The following is a 22,751-nucleotide window of genomic DNA, read 5'->3' on the forward strand; positions in this document are numbered from 1 at the left end:
AAAAATAAAAGTGAAAGAAAAAAACCAACATATCATCTTACAAACAAAAAACCTTTCCATTGGCTATCAGTCTAACAAGGCTGAAACTATTGTGGCTTCAAATATTAATTTAGAATTAAAAGAAGGCCAATTAATTGGATTAGTTGGTGCAAATGGTATTGGTAAATCTACATTATTGAGAACATTAACTCAAGTACAACCAAAGTTATCTGGAGCTATATATTTAAATAACAAACCTCTAAAAACCTACAGTAACATAGAATTAGCACAAACAATGAGCTTGGTTTTAACCGAACAAATTGTATCTAAAAACCTATCTGTTTTCGAGCTTATTGCATTAGGAAGACAACCGTACACTAATTGGGTTGGTAACTTATCTGAAAATGATATTTCAACAGTAAATAAAGCCATTTCTCAAACAAATATTGAAAGCTTAAAAAACAAAAAATGTTTTGAACTTAGTGATGGACAGCTTCAAAAAGTAATGATCACGCGTGCTTTAGCCCAAGACACAGATTTAATTGTTTTAGATGAACCCACAACACATTTAGACATGTACCACAAAGTCTACATTCTAAAATTACTACAAAAGCTTGCTAAAGAAACTGGTAAAACCATCTTATTTTCGTCTCACGAAATAGATTTGGCGATTCAACTATGCGATAGTATGATTGTGATGTCTAAGGACAACATTGTTAGCGATTCTCCTTGTCATTTAATTGAAAAAGGAGCCTTTTCTAACCTGTTTCCTAAAGATATGATTGTTTTTGATGAAAAAATTGGAAGTTTTAGAGTAAAGAAGTAAAACTGCTCTGTACTATTTATGCTATTCAGAATTGGGATCGATTGATGAATCATTATATTAACGAAACATAGATTCTTCGCTGTACTCTGAATGACAAATTAACTACCTTTGATAAAATTCTATTTATTTAATGACTGACAACGTACTCCTTATTCTTGCTATACTAATCTCGGCCATTATTGGTGGATATTTAGGTATGCTATTCGCTAAATTAAAAAGTAAAAGCGAAAAAAGCACATTAGAAGAACGCAATACGAGCTTGCAACAACAGCTTAACGATTTTAAACAATTTTCTGAAAACGAAAAGCTAAATCAAAATCAAGCTTCCGAGAACCAACGCAATGGATTAAAAGAAACAATTTCAAAAATTGAGGTTGAACGTGAAGCTATTCGTCGTGAAAAAGACTTTTTAAATACTGAACTAGCACGAAGAAATTCAGAATATAAAAACCTTCAGCAGCTTAATCAAAAACGAGAAGAAGCATTAGAAGAACGCCAGAAACAAATGCGTACGGATTTCGAAAATCTTGCTACTAAAATTTTAGATGCTAAATCTGAAAAATTTACACTTCAGAATAAAGAAAATATCAAACAAATATTAAACCCATTACAAGAGAAAATACAACTTTTCGAGAAGAAAGTAGACGATACTCAAAAAGAAAGCATTAGCATGCATTCTGCTTTAAAAGAACAATTGTTAGGTTTAAAAGACCTTAACCAACAAATGACTAAAGAAGCCACAAACCTTACCAGAGCTTTAAAAGGCGATAGTAAAATGCAAGGAAATTGGGGCGAATTAGTATTAGAACGTGTTCTTGAAAAATCTGGTTTAGAAAAAGATAGAGAATATTTTGTGCAACAAAATTTCACCAGAGAAGATGGTACAAGAGTACTACCAGATATTGTATTACACTTACCAGATAACAAAAAAATGATTATCGATAGTAAAGTATCTTTAACAGATTATGAGCGTTACGTTAATGCAGAAGATGAAGATCGTGATACCTACTTAAAAGCACATATAAATTCTATTAGAAGGCATGTAGACCAATTGTCTGAAAAGAAGTATGAAGATTTATATGACATAGAAAGTCCTGACTTTGTTCTCCTTTTTATACCAATAGAACCCGCTTTTGCAGTCGCAATTAATGCAGACAACTCAATTTATAATAAAGCCTTTGAAAAAAATATTGTTATCGTTACACCGTCTACACTTTTAGCCACTTTAAGAACGGTTGATAGTATGTGGAATAACGAAAAGCAGCAACAAAACGCTATTGAAATTGCACGTCAAGCCGGAGCTTTATACGATAAATTTCATGGTTTAGTAACGGATTTAACAGGAGTTGGAAAGAAAATTGATGATGCTAAAAAAGATTATTCTTTAGCAATGAATAAATTAGTAGAAGGCAAAGGCAATCTTATAACAAGTGTAGAGAAAATAAAAAAACTAGGCGCAAAAGCAAAAAAAGCACTACCTGATGCTATAATTAATCGTGCCAAAGAAAACCATTAATATCGTTCAAATAAAAACAGATAGCATTTTATGAAATTTCTAAAAAAAACAATTATTGCAATACTACTTTTAATAGCGGGCTATTTTGCCTTTATTTATTATGTGTCTTATAGTGAAGGTATTCGCGCTGGTGAATTAGTAAAATTCAGTAATAAAGGCGTTATTTTCAAAACATGGGAAGGCGAAATTAGCCAAGGTGTTAGTGAAGCTCAAATTTTTAAATTCTCTGTAGAAGATGGAGAAACTAAAGTTATTGAAGACCTAAACAAATATCAAGGACACCAAGTAAAACTCACCTATTTTGAGCGCTATAAAACACTTTTTTGGCTTGGAGACACGCAGTACTTTGTTACCAAAGTAGAATTAAACAACAAAAAACAAAATGCCAAATTATAGAAAAGTTGATAGCTCACGAATAAGTCTTTCAGAATTAATGAAGCCATCACACTCTAATTTTAGTGGCAAAATTCATGGAGGCTATATATTAAGTTTAATGGATAATATTGCCTTTGCTTGCGCGAGTAAACATTCTAAAACCTATTGTGTTACGGCATCGGTAGATACTGTCGATTTTTTGAATCCTATAGAAGTTGGCGAGTTGGTAACCATGAAAGCGTCTATTAATTATGTTGGTAAAACTTCAATGGTTGTTGGCATTCGTGTTGAGTCTGAAAATATTCAAACAAGTGAAAAGAAACATTGTAATTCGTCTTACTTTACAATGGTTGCAAAAAACAAAATTGGGAAGTCTATAGAAGTTCCAGGTTTAATTTTAAACGATAAAACAGAAGTAAAACGCTATCTACAAGCTCTTAAGCGCATGGAGACTAAAAAAGCTAGGAAAGCAGAATTCGGTCACCAAGATTTTTCTCATCAAGATTATCTTGAAGAATTAAAGGATTACAAGGTTAGGGTTGAGCTTCCAGAAAATTATTAATAATCTTTGTTGTACATTGGTAAATAGAAAAGTAATTCTTAATCAATTGATATGAAAAAAAAACTTTGGATTCTACTCGTACTTTTTGCTATTTTGGGTGTCATTGGATACAACTATGTTTATCAAGACCATAGAAATATAAGTACAGAAAGCGCTTCTTATACAGTTACGGCCTCAGAACTGATTAATCAGTTTCAAGAGAACGCAACTGTTTCTCAAGAAAAATACTTAAATAAAACCATTCAAATTACTGGCACTGTAACTGCTAAAAGTGATAATGCTTTAACTTTAGATAATGCTGCTTTTTGTAGTCTTTCAAATGCAACCAAATTTGCATTAAATTCGACTGTAACTATAAAAGGTCGCTGTATTGGTTACGACGATTTACTAGAAGAAATTAAACTCGACCAATGCACTTTAATAAATTAGTGAAAAAATATGAAAAAATTTTTTTTGTCTCTCTTCTTATTTCCAATCCTTCTCTTTTCTCAAGATGACTTATTAAATGAAATAGACCAAGGGTCTCCAGAGGATAACTATGCAACTGCAACCTTTAAAGGCCTTAAAATTGTAAATTTTGAATCCACAAAACTAACAGCAAAAAAAGAGTTTACATTAGTAGTCTCTCACAGATTTGGTAGTATCGAAAACGGACTGGATAGTTTTTTTGGTCTTGATGATGCTGTTACAAGATTAAATTTTATTTATGGTTTAACAGATGGTATTAATATAAGTGTTTCTAGAAGTTCATTCCAAAAAATATACGAATCTTCAATAAAATACAGATTATCAAAACAAAAAGAAAATGGTAGTCTTTTCACTATAGTAGGCTATAACTCGATTTTAATAAATACAGCATTAGAAAAAGCCAATTTACCTAAACTAGAATTTATAGACCGATTAGGTTATACGGCTCAGTTATTAATCGCTAGGAAATTCAGTAAAAATTTATCGCTAGAATTAGCACCCACTTTTTTTCATGATAACTTTGTCGTGGATAACAACCAAGATAACTCACAGTTTGCATTGGGTTTTGGTGGTCGCTATAAATTAGCGAAACGTTGGTCTCTAAACGCAGATTATGGATGGCATTTAAACCGTTCGAGCACATCTCCTTTTAAAAACCCATTATCTATAGGTTTGGATTTAGAAACTGGCGGACACGTATTCCAAATGCATTTTTCTAATGCGCAAGCTATGAACACCAATGGCTTTTTAGGTCAAGCCACAGGAGACTGGAGTGATGGTGATATTTACTTTGGATTTAACTTAAGTCGTGTCTTTTAAATTTTAAATATGAAAAAAAATTATATATCCCTTATTACCCTATTTATATTAGCATCTTGTTCTAGCGTTAGTGAAGACGATTTGTTAGAGCCTATCATTTTAGAACCAGGAGAAACAGTAAATTATACTGAAGATATAAAACCCATAATGGAAAACAACTGCACGTTTTGTCATAGCAGCCCTCCTGTTAATGGTGCTCCAAATGCATTAGTTACATATAACGATGTTGTAAACGCTGTTAATAACAGCAACTTAATAGACCGTATTTCAAGAGCAAGTGGTGAAGCGGGCGCCATGCCGCTGGGAGGTCCCAAATTACCTCAAAATTTAATAGATTTAGTAATACAGTGGCAATTAGATGGTCTTTTAGAAAACTAAACTCGTTTTGGCAAACTATTTGATTTACACTCCTAAAACAATAAATATGAAAAATATATTATTACCATTAGCGTTAGTTTTTATTAGTTTAAGTTTTGCCCAAGACAAATACCTTACTAAAACAGGAACCGTAACTTTTGAAGCTTCTGTGCCTGCTTTTGAAGAAGTAAAAGCGAAAAACGAAAGTACAACAGCCATTTTAAATACCGAGAATGGTGAGTTTGCTGCATTAGTATTAGTAAAAGGTTTCAGGTTTAAAAATGCTTTAATGGAAGAGCATTTTAATGAAAATTATGCTGAATCTGATGATTTTCCTAAAGCTACTTTTAAAGGTACTATTTCTAATTTTTCTTTTGAAAAAATAAATAATAAGCCTACTAGCGCAACTTTTAATGGTTCTTTAACGTTCCACGGAAAGACAAAAGCAATAGAAAATAGCACATTAAACATCTCTATGTCTGATGATAATGAGATTCAACTTTCTGGTGATTTCATGGCAGATGTTTCAGATTTTGATATTGAGATTCCAAGCGTAGTGAGTAAAAAGCTTTCTAAAGAAGTTGCTGTTACTTATCAATTTACACTTTTAAAAAGGTAGTACAAATTAAAAATTTAGTATAAAAAAAGCCTTCAACATTAATTTGTTAAAGGCTTTTTTATTTTGTAAAACTTATTATTATAGTTTCACAAAACGTTTTGTTAAAGTAATATCTTGATCTGGAGATGATATTCTTACCAAATACAAGCCACTATTCCACTTTGCAACATTAATACTAGAAGACAGCTCTCCTAGTTGTTGTGAATATATTTTCTTTCCTAAAACATCAAAAATTTCAAGTTCCAAACCTCCGTCTGTTAGTGTAGGAATATTAATATTAAGAACATCACTACTTGGGTTAGGAAATATTGAAAATTTACTTGGTGCTTCGAATTGCGGCGTACTTAATGAGCCTTCAGGAACTACAGTTATTGTTCCGAACATTAATGCGCGATTAAGAGCACATTCATATTCAGTAGAACCAATAGTATTAAAAGTATAAGAGAACGAATTAGGCGTTAGAACAGGAACTCCACTATTAATGCTTTCTGTATTAGTAGCCACTCTATCAGGATTTGATTGCACATTATGAGTGCCACTTCCTATCCAAGTCCATACAACCGTATCACCAACTTCGATAGTTCTGCTTGTATTAAAATCACCAGTCGCTGTTGGATTAGAGTTAACTCCCCAATCGATGGTAACTGTCTCGACTTGTGCAGATAAGCTTAGAGATAAAATTAAACATAAAAAAAATTGTAATGTTCTCATCATAAAATGATTTTTATTAAAAATACGAAAAATTATAATACAAATATTCGTAAACAAAGAAAAGCGCAAAATTTAACTAAAAATTTGCGCTTTATATTTTAAATATAAAAGTATTTTACTTACTCAAATACATTTTTCGTCTAGAATACAAATTGTAAAACTCATCGTCTTTTAAATCGTCTATAAACAATATGCTTTCTCCTGTACTCTTCATTTCTGGACCTAACTTCTTATTAACGTTATGGAACTTATCAAAAGAAAAAACGGGTTGCTTAATTGCATATCCTTTTAATTGCGGATTGAAATCGAAATCGGTTACTTTCTTTTCACCTAGCATTACTTTAGTTGCATAATTTACATAAGGCTGTCCATAAGCTTTAGCTATAAACGGAACCGTTCGTGATGCTCTAGGATTGGCTTCGATAATATAAACCATATCATCCTTAATAGCGAATTGAATATTTATTAAACCAACCGTGTTAAGAGCCAAGGCTATTTTTTTAGTGTGATCTTTTATTTGTTGCATTACTAAATTACCAAGATTAAATGGTGGTAACGTTGCATTACTATCTCCAGAGTGGATTCCGCAAGGCTCAATATGTTCCATTATACCAATAATTTGAACATTCTCACCATCGCAAATCGCATCTGCTTCTGCTTCTATTGCTCCATCAAGATAATGATCTAATAGCAATTGATTACCTGGCATTCTTCTCAATAAATCGACAACATGTTTTTCTAATTCTTCTTTATTAATGACGATCTTCATGCCTTGTCCTCCTAGTACGTATGAAGGTCTAACTAATATTGGAAAATCTAAAACATCTGCAATTGCTGCAGCTTCATCGGCAGTCGTTGCAATAGCAAATTCTGGATAAGGAATATTAAGTTCTTTTAATAATGAAGAAAAATGTCCTCTATCTTCAGCTAAATCTAAAGATTCGAAACTAGTTCCTAAAATCTTGATCCCATATTTAGATAGTTTTTCAGCTAGTTTAAGAGCTGTTTGCCCACCTAATTGCACAATAACGCCTTCAGGTTTTTCATGTCTGATAATATCATAGATATGTTCCCAGAATACAGGCTCGAAATACAATTTATCTGCAGTATCAAAATCGGTTGAAACCGTTTCTGGATTACAATTAATCATAATGGTTTCATAACCACATTCAGCAGCTGCTAAAACACCATGTACACAACAATAATCGAACTCTATACCTTGACCTATTCTATTTGGTCCAGAACCTAAAACAATAACTTTTTTCTTATCAGAAACTATACTTTCATTATCTGCATAACGTTTACCATCAGTAGTTTCAACGTCACTTTCAAAAGTAGAATAATAATACGGTGTTTTTGCCTCAAATTCTGCAGCACACGTATCTACTAACTTAAAGACTCTGTTTACACCTAATTCTTCTCGCTTATTATAAACCTGACTTTCTAAACAGCCCAACATGTGTGCTATTTGCCTGTCTCCATAACCTTTTTGCTTACCTTCTAGTAATAAATCTTTTTGTATTGTATCAATAGTAAAAGTTGAGATTTCCTTTTCTAAGAAATATAATTCTTCATATTGCTTTAAAAACCACATGTCTATTTTAGTGATTTCATGAATACGACTTAATGGAATTCCCATTTGTATGGCATCATAAATAGCAAACACACGATCCCAACTTGCATAGGTTAGTTTTTCTATAATTTGATCGTAATCCTTATAGCCTTTTCCATCTGCACCTAATCCGTTTCTTTTAATTTCTAAAGATTGTGTTGCTTTATGAAGTGCTTCTTGGAAACTTCTACCAATGCCCATCACTTCACCTACAGATTTCATTTGCAAGCCTAAACGCCTATCACTACCTTCGAACTTATCGAAATTCCAGCGTGGTATTTTAACAATAACATAATCTAAAGTAGGCTCGAATAAAGCTGAAGTAGATTTTGTAATCTGGTTTTGTAATTCATCTAAATGATACCCTAAAGCCAATTTCGCAGCAATTTTAGCAATAGGATAACCCGTTGCTTTACTTGCTAATGCTGAAGAACGTGATACACGAGGATTAATCTCAATAGCGATAATATCTTCATTTTCATCTGGACTAACTGCAAACTGTACATTACAACCACCTGCAAAGTCTCCAATATTACGCATCATATGGATTGCCATATCACGCATTCTTTGGTACGTTTTATCACTTAATGTCATTGCTGGTGCAACTGTTATAGAATCTCCTGTATGGATACCGATTGGATCCATATTTTCGATAGCACAAATAATAACAACATTATCGTTAGAGTCTCTAAGGAGCTCTAATTCATATTCCTTCCAGCCTATTAAAGCCTTATCAATCATGACTTCGTGAATTGGAGAAATCTCTAAACCACGCGTTAATAATTCGTCAAAATCTTCTTCTTTATAAACGAATGACGCTCCAGCTCCTCCTAAAGTAAATGAAGCTCTAATTATTAAAGGGAATCCAAATTCTTGAGCAATTTCTTTTCCTTTTAGATAAGACGTAGCTGTAGCTTGAGGCGCCATAGGTATCCCTATTTTAAGCATCAACTCTCTAAATTTCTCTCTATCTTCTGTAATGTTAATGGCGTCTATATTTACGCCTATAATTTCTACATCAAAATCTTCCCAAATACCTTTTTCATCAGCTTCTATACATAAATTTAAAGCTGTTTGCCCTCCCATTGTTGGTAAAACGGCATCAATATGAGGATGGTCTTTTAGTATTTTAACTATCGATTTTGTTGTTAATGGCAACAAGTAAACATGATCCGCCATTGAAGGATCTGTCATGATTGTTGCTGGATTAGAATTTATTAAAACAGTTTCTATTCCGTCTTCTCTTAGTGAGCGTAAAGCTTGAGTTCCAGAGTAATCGAATTCACAAGCTTGCCCAATTACAATAGGACCTGAACCTATAATTAATATGGATTTTAATTTTGGTTTTTTAGGCATTTTCTTTTAGTTGAATTATGTTGTACAAAAATAAGTCAATATTAGACACAAAAAAAGGCGTTACACCTAAGTAACGCCTTTAAAATATTAACAATTGTTAATCATTATTTTTTATGTCTAGTTTCAGTTGAAACAGATAATTTTTTTCTTCCTTTTGCTCTTCTACGAGCTAATACCTTTCTACCATTAGCAGAAGCCATTCTTTCTCTAAAACCATGTTTATTTCTTCTCTTTCTTTTCGATGGCTGAAACGTTCTTTTTGGCATTGTCTTGTATTTTTAAAACTGAATAGTGATTATTTTTTATGTCTTAGCATTTCCCTAAAACTGAGCGCAAATATACAACGACTTTTCTATTTCACAAACCTTATTTAAAAAATATTTTATTATGAATTACTTTAATGCTAAAAATAAAGCCTTTTACTATAAAATAAGGTAGAATCGAAGTATAAATCCAATTGTTGAGGATTGCTATTTCAGAAAAAATGAGTTTCTTTGCAGTATTAAACAGTAAATAAAACGCTAGAATTATGATAAGCGTTTTAAAAAACGCTACAAAAACAGATTACAATGTATAATAAAGTATTTAAATTAATAATTACAGGATTAATATTAGCAACAGCTATTTGGCAGTTTACAGAAGGTGGCATTGGCAATGGGATTATGCTAATTTTATTATCTCTAATCTTTGTGTTTTTATATTTTAAAAATGAATTTATACTACTAGCCTTTTTAAAGCTTCGTAAGCAAGATTTTCCAGGTGCTCAAAATTGGTTGAATAAAATCAAGAACCCTGAAGCTGCCTTAGTAACAAAACAACAAGGTTATTATAACTATCTTCAAGGCATAATGGTTTCACAAACGGACATGAATCAAGCCGAAAAATTCTTTAAAAAAGCTGTAAGTCTTGGTTTAAGCATGGATCAAGACATGGCAATGGCTAAATTAAATTTAGCAGGAATTGCTTTTTCTAAGCGTAAAAAACAAGAAGCGACCATTCTTATTAATGAAGCTCAAAAACTAGATAAACAAGGCATGTTAAAAGAGCAAATTAAGGAAATGAAGGCGAATATGAAACGTGTTCAAGGTGCTCCAAATCAACATTTTGGACAAGGTGGAAGTATGAGAGCACAAAGAAGACGAAGTAAATAAGCACTATTTATCTTTTTAAAGTAAAATGCCCTTTATACTTAACATTATTCGCTCTTGTAACATAAAACCAATAGTCACTAGTTGGCATTTTAAATCCATTATAAGTCCCGTCCCAACCTATATCTTGGCTTCCAAATTGAGCTATAAGTTTTCCATATCTATCAAAAATTACAACTTTTAGTTCTGGTTCTAAGTTCGAAAATTTAATTTGCCATACTTCATTTTCATCATCACCATTTGGTGTAAAAAAGCGTGGGTAATTTAATAAAAACACATCTTTACTAACCGTACCACAACCCTTATTATCCTTTACGTAAACAGTATACTCTCCAGGTGTTAAATTTGTAAAAGTATGGTCTTCTTGAAAGTTAATATTATCTATAGAAAATAGATAATCTCCAGCTCCAGAAATTAAAACAGCTATAGTGTTTTGTGATGCTGTCCAATCTGATATTGTTACACTATTTATAAGTGCTGGCTCAGAACCGTTAACAATAAATTGTTTTGTGTTTTCACAACTAAAATCTAGATAGCCATTTCCAACCAAAACATCGTAAATACCTACTTCACTAATAGTTATAGATTGTGTTGTTTCTCCTGTTGACCATTCATAGAAATCGAAACCAGCATCTGCAGCTAGAGTTAACGTGTCACCTAAACAGATGTATCTAATTTCTTCTTGATTTAATTGTGGCTCTTGACCAACAAAAACAATGAAAGAAGTTGTTGCATGACATAAAATTAAATTATTATGAGATACTCTGGCAAATATGGTTTGCGGATTAGAGGTATTTGAGTATTCATCTGGTAAAGGATTATTACCGGTATCTGCATCCATTTGAGAAAGATGATAGCTAACATGGTAATTATTTGGATTTTGATTTCCTAAAATTTGCTCCTCTTGACTCGTTAATAAAAATACTTGTTCCTCAATTAAATCATCACGACAAACTGATAGACTTTCTGGCATATTTGCTCTAGCTAATGGTAATAGGTTTTCAGAATTAATTACTGTATTTTCAATACTTCCACAGGCGTCCTCAACTCTGATTTCATAAATACCAGGAGCTAAATCTAGAAAAATATTACTTGTACCGTTATCTAAAACAATTGGTGCTATAATACTAAAATTGTAAGGAGCTACTCCAATAACATCTATTATAACGTCAGACACATCAGTATTTCCGATACAATCTAAATTATATGCTCCTGATATTACTAAATCTGAAAACACGGTAAAGTTTGCAAAAATATCTAAACAAAAAGCTTCGGGATTGCTTGAGTTAAATGACTGAAATACCTTTATTAATCTAAAATCGCCAATTAAAAAAATATTAAAAAGTGTTTCAAAATTTTCTATTTGTATAGCTGTTGTTGTAGTTGGTATTTGTCCTTCTGTATAGGCTACACCTGTATTTGGATGTCCCCAAGTATTAGTGTCTGGAAAAAACATTTGCATCCAATAAGCCTTATTGGTTACGGTTTCATCCATATCATTAATACTAACGTCAAAAGATCCACAATTACGAGATAACAAATACGCTTCTGGAGTACTTGAATAACTAATAACGTCTACACTAGTATTGTATTGAAAATTACATTCATCCATAGATTCAAAAATATAATTACCAATAGGCAAATCATTAATAAAAAAAATCCCAGCTGAATCAATATTGCTATTTGCATTAAATGGTAATGTTTCCATAAACGTCTGAGGCGCAGTAATAATAGTAATAGAAGTTAGATTACCATGATTACTTTCAATGTTAACGGAACCTGTCGCTGTTTCGCAATCTGGTTTTGTGAAGGCATTTAGTTCTTGAAATTGGAAATCAGGAACTGTTGCTTCAATTGTATAAATAAAACCACAATTATCTATAATATTTAAAATATAATCTCCTGGCGTTATATTTTCTTGAATAGTTAATATACCGTTATCAATATAAGAGTTTACACTATTAGGTAAGACTTCAGTATAAGTAGAAGGTGCCGAAATAATAGTTGCAGTGATTATTTCTCTATCCGGAAGTCCTATCTCAAGAAAACCCGTTGTTGATGAACACCCACTATTACTAGTTAAAATAAGAGGATCAACTTGTTCTTCTACAACCTCAATTAACGCTGTTCCTGTTCTACCGCATGAATCAATTAAATTAATAATATAACTTCCAATTGGTAAAGCACTCTCATCATCTCCAAAACTTACTGCTGAATCATTATATGGTCCTGGATAATTCTCGTTAAAAAATAATGGATCAAACGCTATAGGATTAGAAGCAAAACTTAATGAGTATGGTGGAAGATAATTTGTAACTGATAGATTAAAGTATTGACCACAAAGTGATGGCATTGAAACTAAATTCACAATTGGACTAGGATCTAACGGCTGGTTAAATTCAATTGAATTACCACAAGAATCTGTGACTTGCATATTAACAAAAAAGATCTCTTCTCCAAAAAGAGGAATGCTTTGACTAATTTCCAATCCTTGCGAAGCTCCAGATGCTATATTTTGTGTAAAAATCATATTAGCAGACCCATCTGGCGGCATAACAGTATAAGTTACAACTAAGGGATAAATTACTGAAGAACCTGAAAACGCAAGGACATTGTTAGTAATTACGGCCTCGTCACAAGTGTTAAAAACATTTGGAAGGCTAACACCAGTCATACTGGTATTATTTGTATTTAACAACATAGTATAAGTCTTAGAAACAGCATTATCACAATCATCAAAAACTCTTATTACATAAGCTCCTGGTCCAAGATTTTCGAAAATATTTGAAGTTTGTGGACTAATTATTTCTGGTCCAGAAATAATTTCAAACCAAACTGCATTGCCAGAGATTACATTAACTACTATAGTTCCATCAGTGTCACACGCTGTATTTATTGTATGTGAAACATCGAAATCTAGCTGACTTAATAAATTATTAATTGTAATAAACTGTTGTTGAGTGTTTGTTTCATTATTTAAAAATTGATTAGCAACAACACTATAATCTCCTGACTGTAAATTATTAAAAAAATCAGCTGATGTCTCAGTTACAGGGTTTACTGTATCTGGCAATAGATATAGAGTGTAAGTAATTGCAGCGCCCGTTGTAGTGATAGATACAGCCATTTGTATAGCTCCATTACCTGAGCAAGTTTCATCTAAAGAAGTAACATTTAAATTAAAGTCTGATAGTTGTGAATGACATAACGCATACGCACACAAAAAAATAAAAGTAATAATGTGCTTTGCATCTTTTACTTTAAAACATGGTTTTATGTTAGTAAGTGCTTTAATTTCAGATATTTTTAGAATTAAATATATGTAATTATTTGCAGATTACTTCAAAATCAAATCATTTACTAAAAAACATTTTTATAGCTACAACAATTAATAACAAGCTAAAAATCTTCTTTAAAAGTGTTTCGCTTATAGAAATAGCGATTTTTGTACCAAAATAGCCACCAAAGACAAAGCAAATTGCAATAATAAAAGCATATTTAAAATTTATAGGATGTTCTCCAGTTGTGTGGTAAGTATATGCCGCAAAAAAAGTGACAGGAACTGCCAAAACAGCTAAGCTTGTTCCTTGCGCTTGATGTTGCGTGTAGCCTAAAGCAAACACCATAATAGGCACCATAACAACGCCTCCTCCAACCCCGAACATACCACTAAATACTCCTGCCAATAGTCCTACAACTATTAGAATTAACACAATCTGTAAATCCATTTTAGTTTTCATTACTGGTTTTCAAAAAAAAAAAAAAAAAGAAAATGCTTTTAAGGTTTAGAAGTATAATAGCCTTTCTTAGGAATATCTATAAAATATTTTTTTCTAGATTTATTATTTAACTTATTCTCTCTTAGCCAAGGATTATGGATTTTTAAAATCTTATAGTTAATTCCTAAGTCTTTAGCAAACTGTGCAAAATCTGTAACAACAGTATCTACAGACACTTTATAGGTTGGAATAGCAGTATACAAATCTTTTTGTCTAAAGTTAAAACCATACTTTGTTGGGTGAGATAAAATTTCTTTTAAGGCTATAATTCTAAAAACATAGCGACCCGTTTCTTGACCTAAAAGCAAATCGTAATAATCCTCAACTTTCTGAGCTTTTAGTCGTTTAGAGATACCATAGTTCCCTGCATTATATGCTGCCGCTGCATTGGTCCAAGAACCCAAACGTTCTTTAGATTTTTTTAAATAATCGCAAGCAACTTGAGTTGATAATTCTAGATTATAACGTTCATCGATATTAGCATTAACCTCTAAGCCGTTTTCTTTTGCTGTAGCCTTCATAATTTGCCAAAAACCGCTTGCCCCAGCAGCAGAACGTGCATTTGTAAGTCCACTTTCTATGACCGCCAAATATTTAAAATCGTCTGGAATTCCATTTTTAGCCAAAATAGGCTCTATAATAGGAAAGTATTTTTGTGCACGTTTAAACATTAACAAACCATTAGATTGCCAGTAGGTATTTACCAGCAATTCTTTATCCATTCGTTCTAAAATATCTGGGTTATCTAATGGCATAGCTTCACCTGCAAAATTTAAATCACTAGGAACTTGTAAAGCATACACATTATAATCGTTTATTATTTTCTTTTGTAGGTTTTCATCTGTTGGTGCATCTTGAAAGGCATTAATAAACAATGCTGCTAAGCATAAAAGACCAATTCCGGCTGCTGTTTTCTGTACAATTTTCATCATCATTTCGATTTTTATAAAATTAAAATAATTTACTGATAAACTATCCTTTTATTCTAAAATTAATTTAGGTAAATTTTGATTAAACCATTTGTACTTATCTATTATCATGATATGGGTTCCATTTTTAATGGTAATGCAGTTTTCGATATATTGATGAGGAAAAACATTGTCTTTTTCTCCATGAATATGAATTACACCTGGAATAACTTCATCTTGATCCCAATTAATAATCTGCTCTATCGACCAATCCAAATAGTATTTATTGTTAACTGAAAGGTATCTTTTATATAAATCTATACGTTTCTTTATTAAATTTCCAAATGAAAATTTGGCCAACAAATCAAGATTACCTGCTAATTGTGTCGGTAGCAGCTTATAAGCTTTTGTCGCTTTTAACACTTTGATTCTTTTTGGTAGCTCATGTTTTGTTTTTACGCTTGAGACTATAATAAGCTTTCGCAATGTAATATGCTTAGCCATTTCTTGCACCAAAAGACCTCCAAAAGAGACACCTAATAATACCACATTTTCATGCATTATTTTCTTGGTCATCCTTAAGGCATAGTTACTTATAGTTTCATTTTTAATAGGGATTTCCCAATGTAACTTATGCATTTGAAACTGATTCTCTGGTAATGAGATATTATCAAAAATCGATGGATTCGCTGCCATTCCTGGCATTAGATAAACATGTATTACATCTTGATTCATAAGTATTTAACAGTGATTAAGAACTAATTAACGATAAATTTTCGTAATTTTGCAAAAGTGTAAAGCTATAAAATAGTTGGCACTATTTTTGAATCCCTAATAATAAATTAAATTTATTACTTATGACTGATGCTGTTGAATTGGTTGACAATGATTTTCTACGTCAATTTGAATTAAAAACTGAAGACCACTTTGCTAAAATTGAATACTCACTTCAAGAACGCAAAATTTTCTTAACTAAGTTAATTATTCCTGAAGGAATTTCAGATGAAAACTTTACTACAGATTTTTTAAAATTAGTATTAGAAAATATTGAAGAACGTAATTTGAGCGTTGTTCCTACAAGTCCTGAAATAGCAAAATTTATTAGACGAAATAGACAGTATAAAAAGTTATTACCCGTTGGATTGAGAATATGATTTTTAAAAATAAAAAATAGAGATAGATTACTAAAAGTCGAAACTAACGTTTCGGCTTTTTTTATACTAATACATTTTCAAACTCAAACCTAACTAATCCATCATCATCGATATTAGCAAGATGTACTTGGTGAATGGTATTTACTAACTCAGGATTCCAAGGCGCTTTTACTTTTACATAATTTTCTGTAAACCCATGAATATAACCTGCTTTGTTTTCACTTTCAAATAATACACTTCGCGAAGTTCCTATTTGTTTTTCATAAAAAGCGCGACGCTTTTTAACACTTAAACCACGTAACATTTTACTGCGCTTACTTCTTATATGCTTTGGCACAATAGCTTCAAAACTTGCGGCTTCTGTGTTATCCCGTTCAGAATATGTAAACACATGTAAATAAGAAATATCCAAAGCGTTTAAAAAATTATAGGTTTCCAGAAAATGTTCATCTGTTTCGCCTGGAAAACCAACAATAACATCTACACCAATACAAGCATGTGGCATCACTTCGTTAATTTTATCGATACGATCGACATACAATTCTCGCATGTAACGGCGCTTCATTAACTTTAAAATAGCGTTATGTCCACTTTGCAATGGAATATGAAAATGAGGCACAAATGCTCTGGATTTGCTTACAACATCTATAGTTTCATTTTTTAATAAATTTGGTTCTATAGAAGAGATTCGAAGACGTTCTACACCTTCAACTTTATCTAATGCTTGCACTAATTCTAAGAATGTATGTTCGTGTTTTTTATTACCAAACTCACCTTTACCATAATCGCCAATATTAACACCGGTTAAAACAATTTCCTTAATACCTTTTGAAGATATCTCTTTAGCGTTATTAAGTACATTCTCTAAGGCATCACTTCTCGAAATACCTCTTGCTAATGGAATTGTGCAATACGTACATTTATAATCACAGCCATCTTGCACTTTCAAAAAGGCACGTGTTCTGTCCCCTATCGAATAACTACCAACGTAGAAATCTGCATCATTAATATCACAAGAATGCACTTCACCAAAATCGTTTTTTGTTAAATCGTTTAGGTAATCTGTTATTTTAAATTTTTCGGTTGCACCTAGCACTAAATCCACCCCATTAACATCTGCTAATTCTTGTGGTTTTAATTGCGCATAACATCCAACTGCTGCAACAAATGCATCAGCATTTGCTTTTTGTGCTTGCTTTACTATTGTTTTAAAGCGCTTGTCCGCATTTTCTGTAACAGAACAGGTGTTAATGACATAAATATCTGCAGTTTCAGAGAAATCTACACGCTCGAAACCTTCATTTTCAAAACGTCTTGCAATAGTAGAAGTTTCAGAAAAATTAAGCTTGCAACCTAAGGTGTAAAATGCGACTTTTTTATTCATTTTATTGTTTTATCATTTCCTTTGGAAAAGAAATCTCTTTATATTTACAAATTAACTTCTCCTTTTTAGGAAGCGCAAATTTACAACTAAATTATAGAATGATAAAATTGAAAAACAAGCAAGACCACAACGTAAGTCACTACTTATCGGTATTTTGCTTATTTTTTATTTTTCTTTCCTGCGGAAATAATAAAGATGAGAAGAATCTAAACCAAGTATTTAGATACAACGAACATAAAAATATTGGATCTTTAGATCCTGCTTTTGCGAAAGACAATGCAGATATTTGGGCAGTAAATCAGTTATTTAATGGTTTAGTACAAATGGATGATGCTTTAAATGTACAACCAAGTATAGCTAAAAGCTGGACCGTTTCTCAAGACGCACTCACCTATTCTTTTTCACTTAGAGATGACGTGTTTTATCACAAACACGAATTGTTTGGAAAAGATTCGACGCGAACTGTAAAAGCATCAGATTTCGAATACAGTTTTAATAGACTTATCGATAAAAAAATCGCCTCTTCTGGCCGTTGGGTTTTAAATAAGGTGGACCGTTTTTCCGCAGAAAACGATAGCATCTTTACAATTAAATTAAAGCAACCTTTTCCTGCATTTTTAGGATTATTAACCATGAAATACTGCTCTGTAGTCCCAAAAGAAATAGTAGAACACTTTGGAACAGACTTTAGAGCAAACCCTATTGGCACTGGTCCTTTTAAGTTTAAACGTTGGGAAGAGAATATTAAGCTCGTTTTTAGAAAGAACACTAATTACTTTGAGAAAGATAATAAAGGCAACAATTTACCTTATTTAGAAGCTGTTGCTATTACATTCTCACCTGATAAACAAAGTGAATTTTTACAATTTATTCAAGGTAACCTAGATTTCTTAAACTCTCTAGACGCTTCTTATCAAGATGATATTTTAACGAGTAAAGGCGAATTAAGAGCCAAATACAAAGCTGACATTAACATGATTCATGGCCCCTATTTAAACACAGAGTATCTAGCATTTTACATGGATTCTGAAGCTTCAGAAATGCAATCGAAACTAATACGCCAAGCTGTAAATTATGGTTTCGATAGACAGAAAATGATGACCTACTTACGAAATGGCATTGGTATCCCTGCAAATGGAGGCTTTATCCCAAAAGGACTTCCAGGCTACAATGCAAATATTGGTTACACTTATAATCCCGAAAAGTGTAAAGCATTAATAAATCAGTTTAAAAAAGAAACAGGAAATAATTCGCCAGAAATAACAATTACAACCACAAGTAACTATTTAAATTTCTGCGAATATATACAACGCGAATTACAAAAAACAGGGCTAATAGTTAATGTAGATGTTATTCCTGCCTCCACTCTAAAAGGTGCTAAAGCCAATGGAAAATTAGATTTATTTAGAGCCAGTTGGGTTGCCGATTATCCAGATGCTCAAAATTATTTATCCCTTTATTATAGCGAGAATTTTGCGCCAAATGGACCAAATTACACGCATTTTAAAAGTGATCAATTTGATACTTGGTATTCACAATCTTTTATTGAAACAAATACTAAATCCAGAGAAAAACTCTACACAAAAATGGATAGCTTAGTTATGCAAGAAGCGCCTATTGTTCCTTTGTATTATGATGAAGTCGTTAGGTTCACAAGACAGAACGTTAAAGGTCTTGGCATAAACCCAATAAACATGTTGGAATTAAAACGTGTTACTAAAGAGTAAGCGTTTATTTTGAATATTAAGTGAAATTGCTCTGTTAATCTCTTTTTTCTCTGTGAATCTCTGTGATATAGCTTTTATAATGAGGTTCACTAAGTCCCACTGAAAACACATCAACTAATAATTAATCAAATTACCATAGAGCCATTAATCTCTTCTAAACTTCTTAGTTTCCTCAAAAACGTGCTCTAAAATAGCTTGATCAATTTCTGTGAATGCAATAGTTCTTCGAGACATCACCACTTTGCACACCTCAAATGCCTTCTTAGTTAAATAAGTGGCAAAACCACTATGTCCTCCCCAACTATAACTAGGTATAAAGTTTCTTGGAAAACCACTTCCAAATATATTAGCATTTACGCCAACAACAGTTCCAGTATTAAACATCGTATTAATACCACATTTACTATGGTCTCCCATCATTAGTCCACAAAACTGTAAACCCGTTTTAGCAAAACCTTCGGTTTCATAATCCCACAATCTCACTTCAGCATAATTATTTTTTAAGTTAGAATTATTAGTATCCGCACCTAAATTACACCATTCGCCAATTACAGAATTTCCTAAAAAGCCGTCATGACCTTTGTTAGAATACCCAAATAAAACAGAATTATTTACTTCTCCTCCAACTTTACTATGCGGTCCAACAGTAGTTGGTCCATAAATTTTTGTTGCTAATTTTAAAGTCGCATGATCACACAAAGCTAATGGTCCGCGTACTAGACTACCTTCCATAATCTCGGCATTCTTTCCAATATATATTGGGCCTGAACTTGCGTTAAGTGTTGCAAATTCAAGAGTTGCACCTTCTTCAATAAAGATGTTTTCTGGAGCTATTATATTATTAGACTTTGGTATGGGCTGAGACGCTCTGTTTTTTGTTAGCAGTTCAAAATCTTGAGCAATAGCTTCTCCGTTTTTAGAAAAGATATCCCATGTATGCTCTATTGTAATTATATCTTCTTCAAATTCTATAGCTTCAAATGTAGATAAATCTATTTCTTCTTGATCTTCTTCAGTAAAAAAAGCAATAACCTCTTCGTCTTTAAAAATAGCTTCGTTTTTTTTTAAACTTTTAATTTTATCAACCAAATTTTCGGTTGGACAAAACGATGCATTGATCATAACATTAAATTCCATCTCAACCATAGGCCACTTTTTAGACAAATAGTCTTCTGTAACCGTCGTTGTTGTAGCATGCAAAAAATACTCCCATTTTTCGCGAATAGTTAAAATACCTACTCTAATATCTGCAACTGGTCGTGTATAAGTAAATGGCAATAATTGGTTTCGTGACGGACCGTCGAAAAGAATGTAATTCATAAGGAAGTTAAAAGTTTAAAAGCTTAAAAGTTTTTACTCAAACGCTAGCTTTACCGTTATTATATCAAAAGTAATGTAAATACTGAAAACAAAAAAAAGCCTTTCATTTTTATATGAAAGGCTTTTAGATATGTTATAAGCTAAATTACTTTTTAAATTTAGCGTATTTAGTTTTGAACTTGTCAATACGACCAGCTGTATCTATTAATTTAGATTTACCAGTGTAAAATGGATGTGACGTTCTAGAGATTTCCATTTTTACTAATGGGTACTCAACACCTTCAACCTCTAAAGTTTCGCTTGTGTTAGCAGTAGATTTTGTTAAAAAAACGTCTTCATTAGACATGTCTTTAAATGCTACTACTCTATAATTTTCTGGATGTATATCTTTTTTCATCGCTAAATGCTTTAATTGTATTCTAAATTCGAGGTGCAAATTTAATCATTTTTTACAAATCAGCACTATTTTTTTAAAAAGAATTTAAACTTATTTGTGTAACGTTTTTTTATCTTTGACTACTAACTATTTATAAATAACTAATCAACTAAAAAAACATGGAAACTTCAACAAAATCATCAGCAATTAATTTAGGCCTTTATTTGGGAGGAGGATTAGCACTTATTACAATCTTGTGCTACGCTCTTAAAATCGAACTTTTAGTTAATTTATGGCTAGTCTTATTAATACTGCCAATCATTATGATAATAGTAGGTGTTATTTCTACAGCAAAATCTAAAAGTATACAAGCTGGCTTTATCTCATTTAAAGAAGCATTTTCTTCATATTTTATAACAGTTGCGATTGCTATTATCATTAATACCGTTATAGGTTATATCTTATTCAACTTTATTGATCCAGATGCTGCAATACAACTTAAACAATTAGCAATAGAAAAGACTGAATCAATGATGAGAGGAATGGGAGCACCATTAGATGACATAGCAAAGCAAGTTGAAGCAATTGAAAACGAAGATAGCACATCTATTGGCTCTCAATTACTATCAATGGCACAAAGCCTTATCTTTTTTGCTGTTATTGGATTAATTGTGGCTTTAATAATGAAAAGAAACCCTGAAAGCGAATAATATTATATCTTTGAAATATCAATTTCAAAATATTACATGGATATATCTGTAGTTATACCACTACTTAACGAACAAGAATCTCTTACAGAATTACACGATTGGATTGCAAAAGTTATGCAATCCAATCGTTTTTCTTATGAAATACTATTTATAGACGATGGCTCTACTGATGGATCATGGAAAACTATAGAAACACTTTCTAAAAGCGATGCTAATGTAAAAGGCATTCGGTTTTTAAAAAACTTTGGAAAATCCCAAGCATTACATGCAGGTTTCGAAAAAGCTCAAGGCGATGTTATTATTACCATGGATGCCGATTTACAAGACAATCCTGAAGAAATCCCTTCACTTTATAATAAAATTACTAAAGAAAATTTCGACCTTGTTTCTGGATGGAAAAAGAAACGATACGATAATAAATTTACTAAAAACCTACCGTCTAAATTATTTAATTGGGCAGCAAGAAAAACATCTGGTGTTGAACTTAATGATTTTAATTGCGGGCTAAAAGCCTATAAAAATATTGTTGTTAAGAATATCGATGTCAATGGAGAAATGCATCGTTATACACCTGTACTAGCAAAAAACGCAGGCTTTACTAAAATTGGAGAGCAGGTTGTAAAACACCAAGCTAGAAAATATGGCGAAACCAAATTTGGTATGGAACGTTTTATTAATGGTTTTTTAGATCTCATTACCATTTGGTTTATTTCGCGTTTTGGAAAAAGGCCTATGCATTTATTTGGTGCTTTGGGTGTTGTTATGTTTGGTATTGGCTTCGCATTCTCTATTTATTTAGGTATCGACAAAATGTTTTTTCATAAAACAGGAAGACTAATTACTCAAAGACCTCAGTTTTACATTGCTTTAGTCACCATGATTATTGGTACTCAGTTTTTTATTGCTGGGTTTTTAGGTGAAATAATTTTACGCTCTAAACAAAACAAAAAACGTTATAAGGTAAAGGAAGAGTTAAACCTAAACCATAAAACATCAAATTAACACAACGTTAATCCTAACTTTTTATATAATGCTTACTTTTGCA

Annotated in this window: 23 protein-coding genes; 13 read left to right on the top strand and 10 right to left on the bottom strand. The window is 32.0% G+C overall.

What is annotated here, in order from left to right; genetic code table 11:
* The first annotated feature begins 10 nt into the window (after positions 1-10).
* The 8 genes from RH82_RS07405 (at position 11) to RH82_RS07440 (ending at position 5,521) form a co-directional block, all read left to right on the top strand.
* Positions 11-805, top strand: coding sequence for an ABC transporter ATP-binding protein (locus tag RH82_RS07405; RefSeq protein WP_034059423.1), 795 nt, complete (start codon positions 11-13; stop codon positions 803-805).
* Between the two features lie 130 nt (positions 806-935).
* Positions 936-2,321 carry a DNA recombination protein RmuC gene (gene rmuC / locus RH82_RS07410; RefSeq protein WP_034059424.1) on the top strand — a complete coding sequence of 462 codons (1,386 nt, stop codon included), beginning with the start codon at positions 936-938 and terminating at the stop codon, positions 2,319-2,321.
* 30 nt (positions 2,322-2,351) lie between these two features.
* Positions 2,352-2,717, top strand: coding sequence for a hypothetical protein (locus RH82_RS07415; RefSeq protein WP_034059426.1), 366 nt, complete (start codon positions 2,352-2,354; stop codon positions 2,715-2,717).
* Positions 2,704-3,258, top strand: coding sequence for an acyl-CoA thioesterase (locus tag RH82_RS07420; RefSeq protein WP_034059429.1), 555 nt, complete (start codon positions 2,704-2,706; stop codon positions 3,256-3,258). The genes RH82_RS07415 and RH82_RS07420 overlap by 14 nt, the downstream gene beginning before the upstream one ends.
* A 51-nt stretch (positions 3,259-3,309) precedes the next feature.
* The gene (locus RH82_RS07425; protein WP_034059431.1) at positions 3,310-3,687 is read left to right on the top strand and encodes an OB-fold protein; all 378 of its coding nucleotides are present in this window, start codon (positions 3,310-3,312) and stop codon (positions 3,685-3,687) included.
* Positions 3,688-3,696: 9 nt separating this feature from the next.
* Positions 3,697-4,545: a DUF5777 family beta-barrel protein gene (locus tag RH82_RS07430; protein ID WP_034059432.1), complete on the top strand. Its 849-nt coding sequence runs from the start codon at positions 3,697-3,699 to the stop codon at positions 4,543-4,545.
* 9 nt (positions 4,546-4,554) lie between these two features.
* On the top strand, positions 4,555-4,923 hold the full coding sequence (locus RH82_RS07435; RefSeq protein ID WP_034059434.1) for a hypothetical protein: 369 nt from the start codon (positions 4,555-4,557) through the stop codon (positions 4,921-4,923).
* Positions 4,924-4,969: 46 nt separating this feature from the next.
* Positions 4,970-5,521: a YceI family protein gene (locus RH82_RS07440; RefSeq protein ID WP_034059437.1), complete on the top strand. Its 552-nt coding sequence runs from the start codon at positions 4,970-4,972 to the stop codon at positions 5,519-5,521.
* Between the two features lie 78 nt (positions 5,522-5,599).
* On the opposite strand, the gene RH82_RS07445 is transcribed toward RH82_RS07440, so the two are convergent.
* From RH82_RS07445 to rpmH, 3 genes are all read right to left on the bottom strand, one after another.
* Complete coding sequence (locus RH82_RS07445; protein WP_081979213.1) at positions 5,600-6,235, bottom strand: T9SS type A sorting domain-containing protein; 636 nt, start codon at positions 6,233-6,235, stop codon at positions 5,600-5,602.
* A gap of 112 nt (positions 6,236-6,347) precedes the next feature.
* Positions 6,348-9,200, bottom strand: a complete 2,853-nt coding sequence (carB, locus tag RH82_RS07450) for a carbamoyl-phosphate synthase large subunit (RefSeq protein ID WP_034059441.1) — start codon at positions 9,198-9,200, stop codon at positions 6,348-6,350.
* A gap of 104 nt (positions 9,201-9,304) precedes the next feature.
* The gene (gene rpmH / locus RH82_RS07455; RefSeq protein WP_034059443.1) at positions 9,305-9,466 is read right to left on the bottom strand and encodes a 50S ribosomal protein L34; all 162 of its coding nucleotides are present in this window, start codon (positions 9,464-9,466) and stop codon (positions 9,305-9,307) included.
* Positions 9,467-9,769: 303 nt separating this feature from the next.
* On the opposite strand from rpmH, the gene RH82_RS07460 reads away from it, so the two are divergent.
* On the top strand, positions 9,770-10,351 hold the full coding sequence (locus tag RH82_RS07460) for a hypothetical protein (RefSeq protein WP_034059446.1): 582 nt from the start codon (positions 9,770-9,772) through the stop codon (positions 10,349-10,351).
* Positions 10,352-10,358: 7 nt separating this feature from the next.
* On the opposite strand, the gene RH82_RS17750 is transcribed toward RH82_RS07460, so the two are convergent.
* The 4 genes from RH82_RS17750 to RH82_RS07480 form a co-directional block, all read right to left on the bottom strand.
* A complete protein-coding gene (locus RH82_RS17750; RefSeq protein WP_156112437.1) occupies positions 10,359-13,475 on the bottom strand; it encodes a T9SS type B sorting domain-containing protein in 3,117 nt (1,038 codons plus the stop codon).
* 226 nt (positions 13,476-13,701) lie between these two features.
* Positions 13,702-14,088 carry a sulfite exporter TauE/SafE family protein gene (locus tag RH82_RS07470; protein ID WP_081979214.1) on the bottom strand — a complete coding sequence of 129 codons (387 nt, stop codon included), beginning with the start codon at positions 14,086-14,088 and terminating at the stop codon, positions 13,702-13,704.
* A gap of 38 nt (positions 14,089-14,126) precedes the next feature.
* The gene (locus RH82_RS07475; protein WP_034059449.1) at positions 14,127-15,056 is read right to left on the bottom strand and encodes a lytic transglycosylase domain-containing protein; all 930 of its coding nucleotides are present in this window, start codon (positions 15,054-15,056) and stop codon (positions 14,127-14,129) included.
* Between the two features lie 51 nt (positions 15,057-15,107).
* Complete coding sequence (locus tag RH82_RS07480; RefSeq protein ID WP_034059451.1) at positions 15,108-15,770, bottom strand: alpha/beta hydrolase family protein; 663 nt, start codon at positions 15,768-15,770, stop codon at positions 15,108-15,110.
* A 122-nt stretch (positions 15,771-15,892) separates the two neighbouring features.
* Between RH82_RS07480 and RH82_RS07485 the strand changes: the two genes are divergently transcribed.
* Positions 15,893-16,189 (top strand): N-acetyltransferase, encoded by a 297-nt coding sequence (locus tag RH82_RS07485; RefSeq protein ID WP_034059453.1) that lies wholly within the window; start codon positions 15,893-15,895, stop codon positions 16,187-16,189.
* A gap of 61 nt (positions 16,190-16,250) precedes the next feature.
* Here the strand turns inward: RH82_RS07485 and mtaB are convergent, their stop codons facing one another.
* Positions 16,251-17,573, bottom strand: coding sequence for a tRNA (N(6)-L-threonylcarbamoyladenosine(37)-C(2))-methylthiotransferase MtaB (mtaB, locus tag RH82_RS07490; protein ID WP_034059455.1), 1,323 nt, complete (start codon positions 17,571-17,573; stop codon positions 16,251-16,253).
* Positions 17,574-17,671: 98 nt separating this feature from the next.
* Between mtaB and RH82_RS07495 the strand changes: the two genes are divergently transcribed.
* Positions 17,672-19,300 carry an ABC transporter substrate-binding protein gene (locus RH82_RS07495; protein ID WP_034059767.1) on the top strand — a complete coding sequence of 543 codons (1,629 nt, stop codon included), beginning with the start codon at positions 17,672-17,674 and terminating at the stop codon, positions 19,298-19,300.
* Positions 19,301-19,444: 144 nt separating this feature from the next.
* Here RH82_RS07495 and RH82_RS07500 read toward each other — a convergent pair whose 3' ends face one another.
* Entirely contained in the window at positions 19,445-20,620 is a 1,176-nt protein-coding gene (locus RH82_RS07500; protein ID WP_034059457.1) for a GlmU family protein, read from the bottom strand.
* 145 nt (positions 20,621-20,765) lie between these two features.
* Positions 20,766-21,017, bottom strand: coding sequence for a type B 50S ribosomal protein L31 (locus RH82_RS07505; RefSeq protein ID WP_034059458.1), 252 nt, complete (start codon positions 21,015-21,017; stop codon positions 20,766-20,768).
* Positions 21,018-21,175: 158 nt separating this feature from the next.
* Here RH82_RS07505 and RH82_RS07510 point away from each other — a divergent pair, with 158 nt between their 5' ends.
* Together RH82_RS07510 and RH82_RS07515 are read left to right on the top strand one after the other, a co-directional pair.
* Complete coding sequence (locus RH82_RS07510) at positions 21,176-21,706, top strand: DUF4199 domain-containing protein (protein WP_034059459.1); 531 nt, start codon at positions 21,176-21,178, stop codon at positions 21,704-21,706.
* A 36-nt stretch (positions 21,707-21,742) separates the two neighbouring features.
* Complete coding sequence (locus tag RH82_RS07515) at positions 21,743-22,708, top strand: glycosyltransferase family 2 protein (protein WP_034059460.1); 966 nt, start codon at positions 21,743-21,745, stop codon at positions 22,706-22,708.
* Positions 22,709-22,751: the final 43 nt, after the last annotated feature.

Source organism: Lacinutrix jangbogonensis, assembly GCF_000797445.1.
Lineage (GTDB): Bacteria > Bacteroidota > Bacteroidia > Flavobacteriales > Flavobacteriaceae > Lacinutrix > Lacinutrix jangbogonensis.